The organism is Inhella sp. (genome assembly GCF_027532025.1).
Classification (GTDB): Bacteria; Pseudomonadota; Gammaproteobacteria; order Burkholderiales; family Burkholderiaceae_C; genus Inhella.
Map to the genome: position 1 here is coordinate 46,786 of NZ_JAPZSY010000012.1, position 18,564 is coordinate 65,349.

Genomic DNA, 18,564 nt, shown 5'->3' on the forward strand with positions numbered 1-18,564 from the left:
GCGCCGCGCCCGCCGACATGCACCCCGCCCCGCTGCTCGCCCGCATCCCGCCGGGCTCCGCCGTGCTGTTCTTCGTGCAGATGGCGTCCACCCTCGGTTACGCGGTGCTGTACTCCACGCTGGTGCTGTACGCCACGCAGCGCTTGGGCTACCCCAACGACAAGGCGGCGGCCGTGATGGGCGTGTTCGGCGCCTTCAACTACGGCCTGCACCTGTTCGGCGGCATGCTGGGCGGGCGCTGGATGAGCAACCGCAACCTGTTCGTCGGCGGCATGCTGCTGCAAGTGGCTGGCTGCGCGGCGCTCACCCGCGGCGACGAGGCCGGGCTGCTGTGGGGCCTGGCAATGTTCCTGAGCGGCTGCGGGCTGAATGTCACCTGCCTGAACATGATGCTCACACAGCGTTTCGCCCCCGAGGACCCTCGGCGCGAAGCCGCTTTCCTGTGGAACTACGCCGGCATGAACGTGGGCTTCTTCGTCGGCTTCGCGGTGGCGGGCCATTACGAGCAGACCCAGGCGTACACGGCATTGTTCACCTTCGCCACCCTGGGCAACGTGGTGGCCATCGTCCTGGCGCTGGCTTTCTGGCGCACCTTGGCCGACCGCGACACGCCACTGACGCTGCTCGGCCCCACGGCCTGGCGCTGGCGCTTTGCCGCGGCCACCGGCGTGATGCTGGGTCTGGTGCCCGTGCTGTGGTGGGCGCTGCAGCGGCCCGGCGACACCGCCTGGGCGTTGAAGGGCTTTTGCGCCCTGGTGGCCCTGTGGCTGGCGCTGCTGACGTGGCGGCATCCCGTGCCGGCCGAGCGCCAGCGCATGCAGGCCTACGGCGTGCTGACCCTGGGCTCACTGGTGTTCTGGTCGCTCTACCAAATGGCGCCCAGCGGCTTGCAGCTGTTCGCGGTCGGCAACGTCGACTTGCAGCTCGGAGGCTGGCGTATCGCCCCGCAGTGGGTGCAGAACATCAACACCCTGGTGATCGTGATCGGTGGGCCCTGGCTGGCCCACCTGTTCGCGCGCTGGCGGGCTCTGGGTTGGCCGGTGGACGTGCCGCAGCAGTTCGCCGCTTCGCTGTTGCTGATGGGCCTGGGCTTCTTGGCGCTGCCGCTGGGCATTCAATTGGCGGGCCCCGATGGGCGCGTCGCTTTCGGTTGGCTGGCAACGAGCTACGTGCTGCAGAGCCTGGGCGAACTGCTCATCTCGCCCGTGGGCTACGCCATGATCGGCCGGCTGGCCCCCCGGCAGCACCAAGGCCTGATGATGGGCGCCTGGATGCTGGTGACCGGCCTGGCCTCGCTGTTCGCGGCCGATTTCTCTGGCTGGGTGGCCCAGCCGGCGGATGGCTCGCCCCTGAGCAGCAACCCCGCTTACGCGCTGCTGTTCACCCAACTGGGCCTGGGCAGCCTGGGCGTGGGGGCGGTGATGCTGGCGATGGTGCCCCGGTTGAGGCGGCTGATCGGGTGACGACCCACCAAGACCCATGAAAAACGGCTCCCAAGGGAGCCGTTGTCGTGCCAGCGCCGGGGGCCGGGCTCACTTGAGCGATTCGACCAAATCGATGTACTGCTGCATCGCATCCTTCGGGTCGGTGCCCTTGAGCTCGTCCCAAGCGCCCCACTTGGCGCGACCCACCATGTCCATCATGCCGGGCTTCTTGGTCTCGTTGTCGCCCTCGGTGGCCTGCTTGAAAAGCGCGTAGAGCTGGAGCAGGGTCGCGTTGTCCGGGCGCTCGGACAACTTCTTGGAGTCGGCCACGGCGGTATCGAATTTCTTCTGCAGGCTCATCGTGTCTCCTTCGGCAAACAGCCAGTGAAAAAGGGGGGTGCGGCAATGATGTTAGCGACAGAATCGAGGCCCTTCCCTCGTCTTTCTGCTGCCCATGTCAGTTCCGCACGAACGCATGTCCCGCGTCGACACCGCCTGGTTGCGGATGGACACGCCCGAGAACCTGATGATGATCGTCGGGGTCTGGCTGCTCAGCCCCCGTCTGGAGCTGGAAACGCTGCGGCAGCGGGTGGGCGAACGCCTGTTGCAGTACCGACGCTTCACGCAACGCGTCGTCGAAGACCCGATGGGCGCGCAGTGGGTCAATGTGCCCGACTTCGACCTGACCGACCACGTCATCGCCGTCGACCTGGAGGCGCGCCCCGGCCAGAGCCGGACGGACGCCCTGAAAGAGCACGTGGCGGCGCTGACCGCCGACCCCCTGGACGCCCGCCTGCCGCTGTGGCAGATCCAACTCATCCAGGACGTGGACGGCCGCAGCGCGATGGTCTCGCGCATCCACCATTGCATCGCCGATGGCATCGCCCTCATCTCGGTCATGCTGTCCATCACCGACGGGGGCCTGCCGCCGCCGGTACGCCGCAAGCGCTCCGAACCCGAAAGCGACGAGGGCGAGTTCGACTGGGTGATCGACACCCTGGTCAAGCCCGTGACCCAGCTGACCATGCAAACGGTCAAGCTGGCCAGCAAAGGCGTCTCCAAGGGCATGGACGCCTTCATGCACCCCGACCAACCCATGGACGGCACGCTGCACCTGGCCCGGCTGGGCTTCCAGGCGGTGAACGACGTGAGCGCGCTGGCGGTGATGCCCAACGACTCGGCCACCCGGCTGAAGGGCAAACCGGGCATCGCCAAGCGGGTGGCTTGGAACGACGACCTGCCGCTGGACCGCGTCAAGGTCGTGGGCAAAGCGCTGATGGGGTCCATCAACGACGTCCTGCTCAGCTGCGTGGCCGGCGCCATCGGCGAGTACCTGCGCAGCAAGGGCGACGACCCCACGGGGCTGGAAATCCGTGCCATGGTGCCCGTGAACCTGCGCCCCATGGACAAGGCCTACCAGTTGGGCAACCGCTTCGGTTTGGTCCCGCTGGTGCTGCCGATCGGCATCGACAACCCGGTGGAGCGGCTGTACGCGGTGCGAGCGCGCATGCACGACCTCAAGGGCAGCTTCCAGCCGCTGATGGCCTTTGGCCTGCTCAGCGTGGCGGGCCTGCTGATCAAGCCGGTGCAGCACGCCCTGCTGGGCCTGTTTGCCAAGAAGGCCACGGCGGTGATGACCAACGTGCCGGGCCCGCAAAAGCCGCTTCAGTTTTGCGGCTGCACCGTGGACCAGGTGCTGTTTTGGGTGCCCCAGAGTGGCGACATCGGCATGGGGGTGAGCATCCTGACCTACGCCGGCAAGGTGCAGTTTGGGCTCATCACGGACGCCGGCCTGTGCCCCGACCCCCAGGCCATCGTGGACCGCCTGCCCGGCGCCTTCGAGCGCCTGGAGACGCTGACCTTGATGCTGCCTTGGGGCGAGGATCAGCTCGAAGGTTTGCCCGGCTGAGCGCAGCAGCGGCGCCTCATTCGGCGCACCAGATCAAGTCCAACGGGTAGCGTCGCCCGGCCTCGTAGTCGTCCAGCCCGCGCAGCATCAGCGGCGAGCGAAGCTCGTGGGCGCGCGCGCGGATTTCGTCGGCGCTCAACAGCACCGTCTCGATGATGGGGGCGTCCAATTCGGTGCGCTCGCGCGCCCCCACCGTGCCCACGAAAGCGATTCGCAGAAAGCGCACCACCTCGCCACTGGCTTGGCGACGGATGTCGCTCAAGTAAAAGCCCAGGATGGCCTCGGGCCGAAAGGGGTGGCCGGTTTCTTCCAGCACCTCGCGACACACGGCCTGCAGTGGGGTTTCCTCCGCCTCCAGGTGGCCCGCGGCGTTGTTGATGCGAATGCCATCGCGGCTGGTGTGCTCACGCACCCACAGGAGCTTGCCCTCGTGCTCGATGTAAGCGGCGACGGTGACGTTGGGCTTCCAGCGAATCTCGGCCATGGGGGGGTGGATTGCAAGGGTTCGAACAGGCCCAGCCTAGCGCATGGCAAGACGCTGCCCACGCTTCGAACTCGCGCAGCCCAGCCATCGCTGGCCGCACAGGGGCGCCGCCAGTCGATGTAACCGCCGTGTAAGCTGCGCCCTCCTTCGAGGAGACAAGCCCATGTTGATTGGAGTTCCGCGAGAGAGCGCGGCCGGCGAAACCCGCGTGGCGGTGACGCCCGAGACCGCGAAGAAGTTCAAAGCCGCCGGCCACACCGTGCGCGTGGAGCGCGGCGCCGGCGTGACCGCCGCCTGCACCGACGCCGCTTACGAGGCCGTGGGCGCCGAGCTGACCGACGCCGCGGGCGCCCTGGGCGCCGAGCTGGTGCTGAAGGTGCAGCGCCCCAGCGCATCCGAGCTGGCGCAGATGAAGACCGGCAGCGTGCTGGTGGGCATGCTCAACCCCTTCGATGCCGAGGGCCTGCAGGCCATGGCGCAGGCCGGACTCACCGCCTTTGCGCTAGAAGCCGCGCCCCGAACCACGCGGGCGCAGAGCTTGGACGTGCTGTCCAGCCAAGCCAACGTGGCCGGCTACAAGGCCGTGCTGCTGGCGGCGCACCACTATCCGAAGCTGTTCCCCATGCTGATGACTGCAGCCGGCACCATCAAAGCGGCGCGCGTGGTCATCCTGGGCGTGGGCGTGGCGGGGTTGCAGGCCATCGCCACCGCCAAGCGCCTGGGCGCCGTGATCGAGGCCTCGGACGTGCGCCCCTCCGTCAAAGAGCAGGTCGAGTCCCTGGGCGCCAAGTTCATCGACGTGCCTTACGAAACCGCCGAAGAGAAGGAAGCGGCCGAAGGCGTGGGCGGCTACGCCCGCCCGATGCCGCCGAGTTGGCTGGCGCGGCAGGCCGCCGAGGTGGCCAAGCGTGTGGCGCAGGCCGACATCGTCATCAGCACCGCGCTCATCCCCGGTCGCCCCGCGCCCACGCTGATCACCGAAGAGATGGTCAAGAGCATGAAGGCCGGCTCGGTCATCGTCGACATCGCCGCCGGCCGCGGCCCCGGCGGCGTGGGCGGAAACTGCCCACTCACGGTGGCCAACCAAACCGTTCAGGTGCACGGCGTGACGATCGTGGGCGAAACCAACCTGCCCGCCACCGTGCCGGCCGACAGCAGCGCGCTGTACGCCCGCAACGTGCTGGACTTCCTGAAGCTCGTGATCGGCAAAGACGCGAAGTTCGCCCTGCCCACCGACGACGACATCGTCACCGCCTGCCTGATGGCCCAGGGCGGTGAGGTCAAGCGCAAGTAAGGAGCCCCACCATGGACGCCGTGTCCCCGACGATCATCAACCTGATCATCTTCGTGCTGGCCATCTACGTGGGCTACCACGTGGTGTGGAACGTCACCCCCGCGCTGCACACGCCGCTGATGGCCGTCACCAACGCCATCTCCGCCATCGTCATCGTGGGCGCCATGCTGGCCGCCGCACTGACCGAAACCCCGCTGGGCCGCGTGATGGGCGTGGCGGCGGTGGCCCTGGCCGCGGTGAACGTGTTCGGTGGCTTTTTGGTCACCCGGCGCATGCTGGAGATGTTCAAGAAGAAGGACAAAAAGGCCGGGGGCGCGAAATGAGCATGAACTTCGTCGTGCTGGCGTACTTGGTCGCCAGCGTCTGCTTCATCCAGGCCCTCAAAGGCCTGAGCCACCCCACCACCTCCATCCGGGGCAATGTGTTTGGCATGGTCGGCATGGCCATCGCCGCACTCACCACCGTGGCCTTGATCGGCAAGCTGGCCGTCGACTTGGGCCAAGCCAACCCCTGGGGCGGCTTGGTCTACGTGCTGATCGGCCTCGTCGTTGGGGGGGGTCTGGGCGCCGTCATGGCGCAACGCGTCGAGATGACCAAGATGCCCGAGCTGGTGGCCTTCATGCACAGCATGATCGGCTTGGCGGCGGTGTGCATCGCCGTGGCGGCGGTGGTGGAGCCCTACGCGCTCATCCCGGGGCTGGCGCGCGGTGCCGAGATCCCGCTCGGCAACCGGCTGGAGCTGTGCCTGGGTGCGGCCATCGGGGCCATCACCTTCAGTGGCTCGGTCATCGCCTTCGGCAAGCTCAGCGGCAAGTACAAGTTCCGCCTGTTCCAGGGCGCGCCGGTGCAGTTCAAGGGCCAGCACGCGCTCAACGCCGTGCTGGGCTTGGCCATGCTGGGGCTCATCGCCTACTTCATGGCCACCGAAAACTGGACGGCCTTCTTGGTGGTCTGCGCTCTGGCCTTCGTGCTGGGCGTGCTGATCATCATCCCCATCGGCGGCGCCGACATGCCCGTGGTGGTGTCCATGCTCAACAGCTACTCCGGCTGGGCGGCGGCGGGCATCGGCTTCAGCCTGGGCAACAGCATGCTGATCATTGCCGGCTCACTGGTGGGCAGCTCGGGCGCGATCCTGAGCTACATCATGTGCAAGGCCATGAACCGCTCGTTTTTCAGCGTCATTCTGGGCGGCTTTGGCGGCGAAGCGGCGGTGGCGCAAGGGGCGCAACAACAACGCAGCGTCAAGAGCGGCAGCGCCGACGACGCCGCTTTCATCTTGGGCAATGCCGAAACGGTCGTCATCGTGCCAGGCTACGGGCTGGCCGTGGCCCGCGCGCAGCACGCCGTGAAGGAGCTGGCCGAAAAGCTCACGCACAAGGGCATCACCGTCAAGTACGCCATCCACCCCGTGGCCGGCCGCATGCCGGGCCACATGAACGTGCTGCTGGCCGAAGCCGAGGTGCCCTACGACCAAGTCTTCGAGATGGAAGACATCAACGGCGAGTTCGGCCAGGTGGACGTGGCCATCGTGCTGGGCGCCAACGACGTGGTGAACCCCGCCGCCATGGTAAAGGGCTCGCCCATCTACGGCATGCCCATCCTCGAGGCCTACAAGGCCAAGACCATCATCGTGAACAAGCGCTCGATGGCCGCGGGCTACGCCGGTCTGGACAACGAGCTGTTCTACATGGACAAAACCATGATGGTCTTCGGCGACGCGAAGAAGGTGGTTGAGGACATGGTCAAGGCGGTGGAGTAGGGGTTGCCCCCGCCAGCGCAACGTCTTGGTGGGGCAGGGTCGCACTGGGGCCTGGGAGTCTGCGCGGCAGAAGGGATCCTGGCGCCGCGCCGCAGTGTCCGTGCGAAGATGTTGCCAATGTCCAAGGATGCTTCGCTGCCTGACTCGGACGCCGTCCCGGGATGGGAGGCGGCCTATGAGGAGCTCAAGCGCATTGCCCACGCCCGCCTGCATGCCGCCGGTGGCGCTGCCGGCGCGCAAGGCCTGACCCAACTCAACACCACGGCCTTGGTCAATGAAACCTTTGTCCGCTGGGGCCACCGCGCCGACGCCAGTCGCTTCCCAAGCCGCGGGCATTTCTTCGCCTACGCGGCGCGGGTGATGCGCTCGGTGGTGGTGGACTTGGTGCGCGAACGCCAGTCAGAACGACGCGGCGGCGGCTGGCAAGGCGTGACACTGGGCCCCACTTTGGACAACCAATTGGCCGCCCCCCAGGAGGAGGAAGCCCTGCAAGTGGACGAAGCCCTGAAGGCCCTTCAGGCGGTGGAGCCGCGGCTGGGCCAAGTGGTGGAAATGCGCTACTTCGCTGGCATGAGCGAGGCCGAGATTGCCGAGGTTCTGGGCCTGAGCGAACGCACCGTGAGACGCGACTGGGAAAAGGCCCGTGCCCTGCTGCGCAGCATGCTGGCCGACTGAATCTCCAGCCGAATGGCCCAGGGAAGGGCGGACATTGACCGCTTTCAGGCGCCTGACCCGTTGGCTTTAAAGGCCATGAACATGCCCCTGCCCTGCCCGCCCGAACACTGGAGCGCCTTCTCCCTTCGGCTGGATGAAGCCATGGCCATGCCTGAGGCTGAGCGCGAGGCTTGGTTGGCCGCCCTGCCGGCGTCCGACGTTGTCCTCGCGCCCTACCTGGCTGCGGTGCTGCGCCACTTGAGCGCGCCCGAGACGGGCGCGCCCCCGCTGCATGCGCCCCGCCTGAGCCCCACCGCAGAGCACCGGCCGGGGGAGGCCGTTGGCCCTTACGAGTTGCTGGCGCCCCTGGGCGAGGGGGGCATGGGGACCGTCTGGCGCGCGCGGCGAGCCGATGGCGCCTATGCGCGCGAAGTGGCCTTGAAGTTGCCCCATGCCCACTTGCTGGTCGGCTCGGTGCGCGAGCGCTTCGAGCGCGAGCGCGACATCCTCGCGAGTCTGGTGCATCCCCACATCGCCACCTTCCTCGACGCCGGACTGAGCGAGCGCGGCCAGCCCTACCTGGCGCTGGAACTGGTCAGCGGCCAGCCCATCACCACCCACGCGCAGCAACGCGCCCTGAGCGTGGCGCAGCGCTTGGCCCTGTTCGATCAGGTGCTGGCGGCCGTGGCCCATGCCCACAGCCGCCTGGTGGCGCACCGCGACATCAAGCCGGCCAACGTGCTGGTCAACACTCAAGGCCAGGTGAAGCTGCTGGATTTCGGCATCGCCAAGCTGCTGCACGGGCAGGACGACGGGCTTGCGCTGACGCGCGAATCGTTGCCCGCGACGCCACGCTACGCCGCTCCCGAGCAGCGCAAGGGGGGCGTCATCACCGTGGTCACCGACGTCTACGCCCTCGGGCTGATGCTTCACGAACTGCTCAGCGGGCAGGCGGCGTGGCCACAAGGCTGGAGGGAGGCGCAATCTCAGCCTCCGTTGCCTTCCAGCGTCGTGGCCGAAGCCGCACTGCGCCGCACGCTGAAGGGGGATCTCGATGCCATCGTGCACAAGGCCTTGCAGCCTGAGCCCGCGCAGCGCTATGCCAGCGTGGCCGCCCTGGCCGAAGACCTTCAGCGCTACCGCCTGGGCAGGCCGATTGCAGCGCGCCGCATCACGCCGTGGGTGCGTGCGGGCAAGTTCGTGCAGCGCCACCGCCTTCCCGCCGCGCTGGGCTTGGGCTTGGCCGCCAGCCTGCTGGCCGGCGTGGTGGGCGTGGCTTGGCAGGCGCACCAAGCGAGTGAGCAAGCCCGCCGCGCCGAGGCGGTGAAGAACTTCCTCATCTCGGTGTTTGAGGGTGCCGACCCCCGCCTGGCCGGCAACCGCGCTCGCGGCATGACCCCAGTGCGCGAATTGCTGGATCGCCATGCATCACGGATCGACACGGATTTCGCGACCGATCCGCAGCTGCGCATCGAGCTGCTGGGCCTGGTGGCCGCGCTTTACCGTGAGTTGGATGAACCCGCCGCAGCTCAGCGCTTCGCCGATCGGTTCCTCAACCTGGCCACAGAGCATCTGGGGCCACAACATGCTTGGGTGCTGAGTGCGCGAGTCGAGCGCCTTGCACAGGTGTACTCGCAAGGCGACCTCCCGGACTGCCGCTCCCTGGCCGCGCCGCTGGACGCGGAGATACGGCAGGCCGGACTGGATGCCAGCGAACTCCGTGCTGCATGGTGGTTGAACACGGCCTTGTGCCATGCCGACGCACCCGAGCGCGGGCCCGAGCGGCTGCGCTGGCTGACCCAATCCGAGGCGCTGTTCGCCCGTACGGCGCCGGGCAGCCGAGGCCACGTGACGGCGTGGGTGGAACTTGCCAACCTGCACAGTGCGGCTGGCCGTTTCGAACCGGCCCTTCAGGGCTTCCAGCGGGCACTCGCATTGGCAGAGTCCCAGCCTCGCCGCAACGAGGTGGAGTTGCAGACCTTGCACGGCAACATGGGCTTGACCCTGCAACAGATGGGTCGCCTCGACGAGGCCGCTGCCGCCTACGGACGTGCAGCCGAGGTGGCCGAACGCACCGTCGGCGCGGCCCATCCCACCAGTTGGGAGCCCCGTGCCAACCACCTGCGCACCCTGCACCTGGCCGGCCAGCGGGAGGCCGCATGGGCCTTGCTGCCCGAACTGCAAGCCGCCATCGAGGCCGCCGAACAGCGTCCCGATGTGCGCGTGCTGATGGCCAACACCCGCGAGCACATTGGCGAACGCATGGCCGCTGAAGGCCGCGGCGCGCAAGCGCTGCCCTGGCTGCGCAGCGCCGTGGCGCTGCATGAGCAGTCGAGCACCTACCCCTTTGCCCACCGCCGTGCGCTGCGCCACCTGGGAGACGCGCTGGCCCGCGCCGGCGAGGAGTCCGAAGCGGGCCGCGTGCTGGCCGATGCACTGGCACGCTACGAGGCTGCCGATCCTGCAGGACGGCAAGCGGTGGTGGCGGCCCGTGAGCGCTACGCCCGCTGGCTGCTGGCGGCCGGGCAATCAGCGCAAGCAGGCGCGCAGTTCGAACGTTGCATCGCCGACGCCGAGTCCAAAACTTGGGCCCATGTGGCCCTGGCACAGGCGGGCGCCGCCCGGGTGGCACTGATGGCGGGGAGACTCCTTGATGCGCAGGCGCACAGCGCCCAAGCGCTGGCCACGTGGTCCACCGTGACGGGGTTTCGCGACGTGCGCATGCAGGCCTATCTGTGGCGCGTGCGCGCCGCCGTGCTGGAGCGCGACCCCAGCACCCGGCAGGAAGCCGGCGCGCTGTGGGCCAAGGCGCTGGCTGCCGCGCAGCGCACCGATGCCCCCGGCGCGGCCACGCTCACGCAGCCCCAGACGCTTCCGCTGTGATCACACCGAGAAGAAGTCCAGCACCGCTGCCGAGCCCAGCGTGCGCAGCGGTGTGGCCCCGGCCGCGCCCTTGGCGAGGAATTCATCGAAGTCGTAGAGCTTCTTCTCCCACAAGCATTGCTTGCAGCCGGGCAGCCACTTGAAGCGCACCCAGCCAGCGAGCATACCCGGGTCGGTGGTGGCCCAGTTGTCAGGCGATCTGAACAGCGTTTGCGTGCGACCGTTGCTCAGCATCAGCACCAGGCGGCCAGCGGTTCGGCTAGAAGCAGGGTCGTCAGGCATCCACACCATCACGTCCAGGGTGACCGGGTTCACATCCAGCAAGTAGGCCGGTCCCCAGGCCAGCGTGTTGGGCACACCGGCGTTGTAAGTGCCGCCGCTCACCAAGTGCTGGGTCACGGTGATGGGGAGAAAGCGTTGAGCGATTTCGTATCGCGCAGGCACCACACCGGGCGCGCTGAGCAAGCGGCCTTGCGTCATCTCCGTGACTTCGCGGTTGACGAGCAGGGTGTCACCCACCCAGAGCGGCATCCAGCACTTCACCGAATCGCGTCCTGATCCCACCACGAACACCGGCGGCGCCGGGTCGACCTGCGGTCGGGCCGTCACGGCACCGGTATCGGTATTCACCGCCATCGTGTAGCCGCCGAACACACCCACGCCATCGTTGCCAAGCATGGAGATGGACGCGAAGTTTTGCGGACAAAAGGTCAGTTCGTGCCGCGTGGCATGCCAGGCCATCGAGCCCAGGTTGCCCGCGCCCACATGGCGCTCGTTGCTGCCATCGGTGTGGATGACGCGAATGCCGGCGCCATCCCGGCTGTCGCCGCCCTTGTTGCTGAAGAAGGCCACGCGCTGCCCGTCGGGCGACCAGCGGGCATGCTGTGGAAAGTCGTCGGTGAAGGTCTTCACCACCTGCAGGTCGCTGCCGTCGAGCCGGCTGTGGGCCAGCACATAGGTGTTGCGCGAGGGGTTGGAGACAAAGCCCATGCGCACGGTGGACGAGGGTGGCACGGGGGGTGGCGGCGCAGGAGGAGGCGGTGGGGGCGGAGGCGGAGGCGGGGGCGGTGGTGCGGGCGCCGGCGGTACCGGGCCACTGGGGAGCGCACTGTCGCCGCCCCCGCCGCCGCAACCGGCCAACAAGGCGGCACTGACGCTCAGCAGTGCGCGCCGTCGAGACAGGTCAAGACCAGGCGACCAGGTGGGTGGGTTGGGCGGTGGCAAGGTGGCAGACATGAGGATGGGACTGACCGATGTGAGTAGGACAAGGACACCAACGCGAACTCGCCGCCGAAGCGGACACGCCCGATGAGTGGGGAGGCGCGTGCCTTCAGGGAGCCACGCCCACGGGCATCCACGCCTGAATGCGGCCCATCCCGTAGGCGAGAAAACCGATGTCGCCGGCATCGGCCAGTCGCCAACGCACCCACAACTCGCGTCGTGTGGCATCCACCCCGACCTCCAGGCTGTTCTTCGATCCTTTCGGCCGCTCCACGGCAAGCTGCCAGGCCACGGGTTGGGCATAGGGGGGCAGATCGAAGGTCCAGCGATCGCTGCCCTCCACGGGCGCGCCGCCGAGCTCCGTGTCCGAGACATGCACCGCTCGCAACGGCACCTCCGGCCCGAAGGCGCTTTTGAAGCCCACACACTGCAAGCCCTGGCACGGCGGCGACGAACCGCCCGCATGGCCTTGGCACCAGCCGCGCACTGCAGGCTGGGCAACGCGAGCGTCGCAACTCAGGCTGCGTGCTCTCGCTTCGATGTTCACCAACTCCCATTGGGGCCAAAACTGCGCCTCAGCGGAGGCCAGCAGGCCGCGCGCCGTGGTCAGGTTCACCGTCGCTCGACCGGGTGGTACCCCTCGGATGTCCGTCGGCATGGCCAGTTGCAACTGCGAGGGCTTCCAGTCCACCACTTGGGCGTAAAAGCTGCGCTCCTGAGCAGCGCCGAGACGCAACTCCACCCGGCCGACGCCGTTGCCCAGGCAATGGCCGCGCACGATGAACAGCTCCCCAGGCACCAGGCGCTCGCCAGAGGCCGGCTCAACGGCCGTGATTTCCGGCTGCGGTGCTGCAACTTGATCGCACACCTTCACGGCGGTCGCGGCGGCACCACCGACCAAGCGCTGACGCTGCGATGGCGCCGCAGCAAAGCCAGCACGTTGCAGCGCACCGGCCGCCGGGCGTGGCGGTGGCGGTGCCGCCTGCGACAAGTGCTGGACTGCAGTGGTTTGACGTTGGCTGGGTGCTGTGTTGGCGCTGGAAACCAAAGGCGCGACACCGCTCGCCGCCTGCACCTGCGGTGTCATGACCTGCATCTTGGTGGCCATGGGCGGGCGCGCAGCTGGGCTCGGCAAGGACGATGGTGCCGCCAGGCCCTGAGCCTGCGCGCTCAAGGCCGTCCACAGCAGCCAGGCCCCACTGCAGGCATGAATGCTGCGCATCGTTCGGGATGGAGTCGGGAGGTTCATGGGGTCTCGGTGGGCAAAGGTTGAGGGGGGAGCGCGTCGCGCGGGGTGGTCCTGCCATCAGTTCGGCGGTGGTGCAAACCGCTCCGCCAACAAACGCACGCCTTCTTCGATCGCCTCGCGCAGCGCCGCGTCCAGGCTTTGCTTGCGGCTGCTGCTGTGTTGCACGTCGGGCGTGTAAGGGCTCACGGTCTTGCCACGCTGAGCCATCACGGTGCTCACCAACGCGGCCACACCGCTCACTTGAAGGCTGCCGCCCTGCAGGGCTTTGCGCACATTCACTGCATCCACCACCTCGCCGGTCGCGGCCTCCACGATCTGGATGTCGAGCCCCAACTCATCGCGGTTGGAACCACCCCCCAAGAGCAGGCCACCCACGCCCAGAGTTGTGGCGGATTGACGGGCGCTGGCATTGACCTCGCTGAGTTCAGCCTGAAAGAGGTACTCCGCGCCGCGCAAGGCCTGATCGTTGGCACGCCCACGGGCTTGGCCAGTGGCGGCAAGCTGCTTCTCCACCATCACGCTGCCCGCCAAGCGCGAACGGTCCAGCACGCGAAAGCGCCCGCTCTTGACCAGCGCCGTCTTGAACATCTCGGTGCTCCCCCGAGCGGGCAGCTCGGGCAAAGCGCTGGTCACCTCGTACAAGGCCACAGCCACTCGGGCCTCGGCGCTGCGCCGGGGCAATCGCTTCAAGGCCTGATGCGTCGGCGAGGCATCTTCTTGGGCGCGCGGCGCAGCACCGCAACCCACCAGGATGCCGGCAGTGGCCAAACCGGCGCCCAGACACAGGCGCCGCCGTGCAAGAGCGCGGCTCATGGCGCCACCTTGGGCAGGTTGGTGTAGCGGGTGCTGCCGCGCACCTCGCCAGCGACTTCACGGTAGGGCAACCCGGAGTTGCGGCCGATCCACACCCGGCTCACCACCGTGTCACCCCCCATGTCCGGGGCGTTGAAGCGGTAGACGTCGGTGGCCTCGCCCTCAAAGCTCTCGCCTGAGCCTTCGCGCGCGCAGGCCGTGAGCAAGCTCTGCGACCGCTCCGCGGCGCGACGCATCGCTTTGGTCTGGCCCGCAATGTTCTTCCAGGGCTCGCCGTCTGCGCGGTGCAGCCACTGACCGCCTTGCTTGATCGTCTCGGAGCGCAGGCCCGGCATCTCCTGCACCAAGTAGAAGGCCGCTGCATCCAGGCGCTTGACGCTGGCCTGCGCCACCCGGACGCAGTCCTGCGGCGCCGCTGCGCTGATACCGGGCGACCCAGCCAGCCACAGCAAGCAGCAAGCAGACAGACAGGGGTTGATGTTCATGGCATGCCTTTCATTTTTTTCAAAGGTTGGAGGAGCGCGGGCGCGCTGTGGGATTCGCGCTGGCCGGCTGGCCCCATGCCATGCGGAAAGGCGATGTCCAGCTTCAGCACGTACAGCAGCTCCTCGCCGGGCTGGGCCAGCTGCCAATCCACCTCCAGCGCGTAGCGCAAGGGGCGATGGCGCGGGGCGTTGTCGGCCACCGGCGGCAGCAGGCGTACAGCCACCTGGCCCTCCCGCGAGACATCCATGTCGCTGATCACCGGCACGCCCCAGGCGGGCAGCTCCAGCACATACACATCGGTGTGGCGCCCCGTGGAGGCGCAGCCCTGGCCCGTGGAAGCGCACTGGTGCGCGCCTTCGATCAGGAATTCATTCAGGTGCTTGCTGCCCCGCTGGAACTGCGGCAAGGGCGCATGCGCTTGGCGACCGGAGCGGCAGGCACCGGGCAGAGAGGCGGAGATGTCGGCACAGCGCTCCAACTGCGGCACCAGCTTCACGTCGTAGGGGTGGTGGTAGGTCCAGCGTGGCCAGAAGTGCCCGGTCATGGCCACCAGCGGTCGCGCCGCACCGGCCGGCTGAACGCTGAATGACACCTCCGAGGGCGCCCGTCCGGACAAATCGCCTGGCAACTGGGCGGTGATGCGCCCGTCGTCCCAAGCCAACACCTGAGCCGAGATGGGTGGGGCGACCTCCAGCATCAGGCGTTTCGCGTCCTGACTGCTGGACGCAGGGGAACCGGGGAACTGCACCCACACTTGCCCCGTTTGCGCACCCAGGCAACGACCATGCAGGGTGAACGGCAGGCCCGGGGTGATGGCCGCCTGTGGCGGCGCGTAGCCACCTCGCACCTGCACCATGCCGAGGGTTCGGCTGCGAGTGACGCTGTGGTAGGCCACCTCGACAGCGCCGCCCGACTCAACGCGAGTCAGTTGGGGACCTGCGTCCTCGCAAAGCCCGGCCTGCCGTGCCACCGAGGCACTCGGCTGCCCAGCTACCGTCTGGGCCTGTGACGGTGCTGGACCCAGCCTGGGCGTCGGGGCAGACGGCCAGGCAGGTTTTGCTGTGGCGGGCAAACTGCTTGGGGCGGTGGGCAAACTGCTTGGGGCGGTGGGCAGCTGAGCGTGGGCCGGAGCAAGCAGCAGGCCGACCGCGCTGAGCGCCAGGCCGGCCATTCGTTGAGGCAGCAGGAACATGAGCTTGTTGAGGCGTGAAGTTGCTGATGCCACACACCAACGGCATGCCGCGGCCAGACCGGACAACGACGTGCCCCCTTGGGCTTCTGCCGCTCCGACTCCTAGGCCAATTCCCTAGCCGACGCCGCCACGCACCCTCGCAGAATCAAGTCGCCCCCGAAGGAGACCACCCGTGGACAAGATCTGGCTCAAGCACTATTCGCCCGGCGTGCCGGCGGAAATCAACCCCAGCCGCTACGGCAACCTGATCGAGTTGATCGAAACCGCCTTCAAGGCGCACGCCAGCAAGCCGGCCTACAAGATGATGGGCGCGTCCTTGAGCTTCGCCCAGGTGGACGAAGCCTCGCGCGCGCTGGCGGCCTACTTGCAAGGCCTGGGGCTGGTCAAGGGTGACCGCGTGGCCATCATGATGCCCAACGTCTTCCAGTACCCGGTGGCCATCGCCGCCGTGCTGCGCGCGGGCTTCGTGGCCGTCAACGTCAACCCGCTCTACACCCCGCGCGAGCTGGAGCACCAGCTCAAGGACAGCGGCGCCAAGGCCATCGTCATCGTCGAGAACTTCGCTTCGACGCTGAAGGAGGTCTACGACAAGGTGCCCACCAAGCACGTGGTGCTGGCCGCCATCGGCGACCTGTTCGGCTTCTTCAAGGGCAAGCTGATCAATTACGTGGTGCGCAAGAAGAACAAGATCGCGCCGGTCGAGTTCCCGGGGATGGTGCGCTTCAACGCCGCCGTGGCCAAGGGCCGCGGCATGACCTACACGCCGCCCAGCCTCAAGGCCGACGATGTGGCCTTGCTGCAGTACACCGGCGGCACCACGGGCGTGAGCAAAGGCGCCGTGCTGCTGCACCGCAACCTGGTGGCCAACGTGCTGCAGGCCGAGGCCTTCTACGACGCCGCCTTGAAGAAGGTGCCCGCGGGCGAGCAGGTGCACACCGTGTGCGCACTGCCGCTCTACCACATCTTCGGTTTCACGGCCAACCTGATGCTGTCCATGCACAAGGGCGGCGTGAACGTGCTGATCCCCAACGCGCGCGACCTGCCGGCCACGCTCAAAGAGCTCAGCCAGCACACCATCCACAGCTTCCCGGCGGTGAATACCTTGTTCAATGCCCTGGCCAACCACCCCGAGTTCAACACGGTGGACTGGAGCCATCTGGTCATTTGCGTGGGCGGCGGCATGGCCGTGCAGCAGGGCACCGCCAAGCTGTGGCTCGAGAAGACCGGCTGCCCGATCTGCGAGGGCTACGGCCTGAGCGAAACCTCGCCCGTGGCCACCTGCAACCCCTGCGACAGCACGGCCTACACCGGCACCATCGGCGTGCCCGTGTGCAACACCGAGCTGAAGTTGCTGGACGACGATGGCAACGAAGTGCCCTCGCCCGGCCCCGGCGAAATCGCCATCAAGGGCCCGCAGGTGATGGCCGGCTACTGGCAGCGCCCGGACGAAACCGCCAAGGTCATGACGCCCGACGGCTTCTTCCGCACCGGCGACGTGGGCATGGTGGACGAGCGCGGCTTCTTCCGCATCGTCGACCGCAAGAAGGACATGATCCTGGTCAGCGGCTTCAACGTCTACCCGAACGAGATCGAAGACGTGCTGTCGCAAATGCCCGGCATCCTGGAGTGCGCCGCGGTGGGCGTGCCCGACGAAAAGGCCGGCGAGGCGGTGAAGGTGGTCATCGTGAAGAAAGACCCGGCCGTGACCGACGCCGACGTGCGCGCCTTCTGCGAGGCCAACCTCACGGGCTACAAGCGCCCCAAGATCGTCGAGTTCCGCACCGAGCTGCCCAAGACCCCGGTGGGCAAGATCCTGCGCCGCGAACTCCGCGACAAACAGAAATAGGCCCACCCCGTACGCGCTGCGCGCGCCCCCTCAAGGGGGCACCACCAGCGGCCCGGCGAAGGCGTTTCAAATTCGAGCCGGGCCCTGCGCCCGGCTTATTGCTGGGCGCTTAACGCAAATCGCGATGGCCTTGCGCGACGCGTGCCTTGGGGTGCACGGGCACAGTCGCGCCCTCGGTTGGCGGGCCGTGCCTTGAAATCGAGGCGGCGGCCGCCACGTCTGCCCTCTTCGCGCTTCAACACCGACCTCGCATGACCGCTCCCACCTTGTTCTCGCCGCTCACCGTCGGTGCCCTGACCCTGCCCAACCGCGTGGTGATGGCCCCGCTGACCCGCGCCCGCGCCGGCACGACGCACATCGCCAACGCGCTCATCGCCGAGCACTACGCGCAGCGCGCCAGCGCCGGTCTCTTGATCGCCGAAGCCACGATGGCCGCCGCCGACGGCTGCGCCTTCACCGGCGAGCCCGGCATCTTTGACGACGCCTGCGTGGCCGGCTGGAAGCAAGTCACCGACGCCGTGCACGCCGCGGGCGGGCGCATCCAGCTGCAGATCTGGCACCCGGGCCGCGCCGCGCACTCGTCGCTGAATGGCGGCGTGCAGCCCGTCAGCAGCACCGATCGACCCATCCGGAACGACACCATCCACACGCCCACGGGCCCGCAGCCCTACGAAGCCCCGCGCCGCCTGCGCGACGACGAGATCCCCGGCATCGTGCAGCTGTTCGCCGACGCCACGCGCCGCGCGCTGGCCGCGGGCTTCGACGGCGTGCAGGTGCACGGCGCGCACGGCTACCTGATCGACCAGTTCCTGCGCGACAGCGTCAACGACCGCACGGGCCCCTACGGCGGCTCCATCGAGAACCGCGCCCGATTGCTGCTCGAGGTGGTGGACGCGGCGATCGCCGTGGCCGGCGCCGACCGCGTGTCGGTGCGACTGTCGCCCCTGGTGGCCTTCAACGACATCGCCGACAGCGACCCCGAGGCCCTGGTGGCCCACGTGGCCCAGCAGCTCAGCGCGCGCGGCATTGCCTTCTTGGAAATGCGCCACGCCGACCAGGCGCTGCCGGCGGAAGCCTCGATCGCCCGCGTGGCGCGCGAGCACTTCAAGGGCGTACTGATGCTCAACGGGGGCTTTGACGGGGCCAGCGCCGCGCAGGCCCTGGCCGAGGGGCGTGGTGACGCGGTCGTGTTCGGCAAGGCCTTCTTGGCCAACCCCGACCTGCCCGCCCGCCTGCAACAAGGCGCTCCGCTCAACGAGGTGGACTTCAGCACCCTGTACACGCCGGGCCCCAAGGGCTACACCGACTACCCCGCGCTGGCCTGACCGGCCCTTCCCCCTGAGATGATGG

At 68.1% G+C, this 18,564-nt stretch carries 16 protein-coding genes; 9 read left to right on the forward strand and 7 right to left on the reverse strand.

Annotated features, from left to right (window positions below):
- Nucleotides 1–17 precede the first annotated feature (17 nt).
- Nucleotides 18–1,463 carry a peptide MFS transporter gene (locus tag O9335_RS02655; RefSeq protein WP_298383155.1) on the forward strand — a complete coding sequence of 482 codons (1,446 nt, stop codon included), beginning with the start codon at nucleotides 18–20 and terminating at the stop codon, nucleotides 1,461–1,463.
- Nucleotides 1,464–1,532: 69 nt separating this feature from the next.
- On the opposite strand, the gene O9335_RS02660 is transcribed toward O9335_RS02655, so the two are convergent.
- Nucleotides 1,533–1,784, reverse strand: a complete 252-nt coding sequence (locus O9335_RS02660) for an acyl-CoA-binding protein (RefSeq protein WP_298383157.1) — start codon at nucleotides 1,782–1,784, stop codon at nucleotides 1,533–1,535.
- 94 nt (nucleotides 1,785–1,878) lie between these two features.
- On the opposite strand from O9335_RS02660, the gene O9335_RS02665 reads away from it, so the two are divergent.
- A complete protein-coding gene (locus tag O9335_RS02665) occupies nucleotides 1,879–3,333 on the forward strand; it encodes a wax ester/triacylglycerol synthase family O-acyltransferase (protein ID WP_298383160.1) in 1,455 nt (484 codons plus the stop codon).
- A 16-nt stretch (nucleotides 3,334–3,349) separates the two neighbouring features.
- Here O9335_RS02665 and O9335_RS02670 read toward each other — a convergent pair whose 3' ends face one another.
- Nucleotides 3,350–3,817 carry an NUDIX domain-containing protein gene (locus O9335_RS02670; RefSeq protein ID WP_298383163.1) on the reverse strand — a complete coding sequence of 156 codons (468 nt, stop codon included), beginning with the start codon at nucleotides 3,815–3,817 and terminating at the stop codon, nucleotides 3,350–3,352.
- A 163-nt stretch (nucleotides 3,818–3,980) separates the two neighbouring features.
- Between O9335_RS02670 and O9335_RS02675 the strand changes: the two genes are divergently transcribed.
- From O9335_RS02675 to O9335_RS02695, 5 genes are all read left to right on the forward strand, one after another.
- A complete protein-coding gene (locus O9335_RS02675; protein WP_298383166.1) occupies nucleotides 3,981–5,111 on the forward strand; it encodes a Re/Si-specific NAD(P)(+) transhydrogenase subunit alpha in 1,131 nt (376 codons plus the stop codon).
- 11 nt (nucleotides 5,112–5,122) lie between these two features.
- A complete protein-coding gene (locus O9335_RS02680) occupies nucleotides 5,123–5,434 on the forward strand; it encodes a proton-translocating transhydrogenase family protein (protein WP_298383168.1) in 312 nt (103 codons plus the stop codon).
- Nucleotides 5,431–6,870, forward strand: coding sequence for an NAD(P)(+) transhydrogenase (Re/Si-specific) subunit beta (locus tag O9335_RS02685; protein WP_298383171.1), 1,440 nt, complete (start codon nucleotides 5,431–5,433; stop codon nucleotides 6,868–6,870). The genes O9335_RS02680 and O9335_RS02685 overlap by 4 nt, the downstream gene beginning before the upstream one ends.
- A 117-nt stretch (nucleotides 6,871–6,987) precedes the next feature.
- The gene (locus O9335_RS02690; RefSeq protein ID WP_298383174.1) at nucleotides 6,988–7,545 is read left to right on the forward strand and encodes an ECF-type sigma factor; all 558 of its coding nucleotides are present in this window, start codon (nucleotides 6,988–6,990) and stop codon (nucleotides 7,543–7,545) included.
- Between the two features lie 81 nt (nucleotides 7,546–7,626).
- Nucleotides 7,627–10,407 carry a serine/threonine-protein kinase gene (locus tag O9335_RS02695; RefSeq protein ID WP_298383177.1) on the forward strand — a complete coding sequence of 927 codons (2,781 nt, stop codon included), beginning with the start codon at nucleotides 7,627–7,629 and terminating at the stop codon, nucleotides 10,405–10,407.
- Here O9335_RS02695 and O9335_RS02700 read toward each other — a convergent pair whose 3' ends face one another.
- The 5 genes from O9335_RS02700 to O9335_RS02720 all read right to left on the reverse strand — a co-directional run bounded on the left by O9335_RS02700 (nucleotide 10,408) and on the right by O9335_RS02720 (nucleotide 15,032).
- Nucleotides 10,408–11,421 (reverse strand): hypothetical protein, encoded by a 1,014-nt coding sequence (locus tag O9335_RS02700; RefSeq protein ID WP_298383180.1) that lies wholly within the window; start codon nucleotides 11,419–11,421, stop codon nucleotides 10,408–10,410.
- Nucleotides 11,422–11,737: 316 nt separating this feature from the next.
- Nucleotides 11,738–12,877, reverse strand: coding sequence for a hypothetical protein (locus O9335_RS02705; RefSeq protein ID WP_298383182.1), 1,140 nt, complete (start codon nucleotides 12,875–12,877; stop codon nucleotides 11,738–11,740).
- 57 nt (nucleotides 12,878–12,934) lie between these two features.
- Complete coding sequence (locus tag O9335_RS02710) at nucleotides 12,935–13,690, reverse strand: CsgG/HfaB family protein (RefSeq protein WP_298383184.1); 756 nt, start codon at nucleotides 13,688–13,690, stop codon at nucleotides 12,935–12,937.
- Complete coding sequence (locus tag O9335_RS02715; protein ID WP_298383187.1) at nucleotides 13,687–14,175, reverse strand: hypothetical protein; 489 nt, start codon at nucleotides 14,173–14,175, stop codon at nucleotides 13,687–13,689. The genes O9335_RS02710 and O9335_RS02715 overlap by 4 nt, the downstream gene beginning before the upstream one ends.
- Nucleotides 14,172–15,032 (reverse strand): hypothetical protein, encoded by an 861-nt coding sequence (locus O9335_RS02720; protein ID WP_298383190.1) that lies wholly within the window; start codon nucleotides 15,030–15,032, stop codon nucleotides 14,172–14,174. The genes O9335_RS02715 and O9335_RS02720 overlap by 4 nt, the downstream gene beginning before the upstream one ends.
- Nucleotides 15,033–15,540: 508 nt before the next feature.
- Between O9335_RS02720 and O9335_RS02725 the strand changes: the two genes are divergently transcribed.
- Nucleotides 15,541–17,214 carry a long-chain-fatty-acid--CoA ligase gene (locus O9335_RS02725; RefSeq protein ID WP_298383193.1) on the forward strand — a complete coding sequence of 558 codons (1,674 nt, stop codon included), beginning with the start codon at nucleotides 15,541–15,543 and terminating at the stop codon, nucleotides 17,212–17,214.
- A 251-nt stretch (nucleotides 17,215–17,465) separates the two neighbouring features.
- Nucleotides 17,466–18,539: an alkene reductase gene (locus O9335_RS02730; RefSeq protein WP_298383195.1), complete on the forward strand. Its 1,074-nt coding sequence runs from the start codon at nucleotides 17,466–17,468 to the stop codon at nucleotides 18,537–18,539.
- Nucleotides 18,540–18,564 lie beyond the last annotated feature (25 nt).